Genomic DNA, 377 nt, shown 5'->3' with positions numbered 1-377 from the left:
GCGCGCTGAACCCACCCTTCGATACCTGTTCGACGCTGCTCAGGCTGCACGCGGTGATCGCCGATTACCAGCCGGCGCTCGTCATCAGCCTTCGCGATTCTTTCCACCACGGCGGCGGCGCGGCGCGTATGCACGAAAGCTTCCGCGAGCGACTGGAAAGCCTGATCGCGGGCCGCGACTGGTTCTGGATCGCCGGCAACCACGATCCGGACGCGCCGGCCGACCTGCCCGGCGAGACCGTGCGCGAGCTTGCCATCGGGTCTCTGCTCTTCAGGCACGAGCCGTCCAAGGTGCGCGTGGAGGGCGAGATATCAGGCCACCTCCATCCTTGCGCCCGGATCGTCCAGCAAGGGCGCTCGGTGCGAGATCGGAAGAGC

At 67.4% G+C, this 377-nt stretch carries 1 pseudogene; it reads left to right on the top strand.

Annotated features, from left to right (window positions below):
- Window positions 1–377, top strand: a pseudogene (locus EN862_RS35060) (metallophosphatase); the annotation flags it as partial.

The organism is Mesorhizobium sp. M2E.F.Ca.ET.219.01.1.1 (genome assembly GCF_004016445.2).
Classification (GTDB): domain Bacteria; phylum Pseudomonadota; class Alphaproteobacteria; order Rhizobiales; family Rhizobiaceae; genus Mesorhizobium.
Note: the sequence above shows the minus strand (reverse complement) of the source record. Positions and strands in the feature narration are given on the sequence as shown.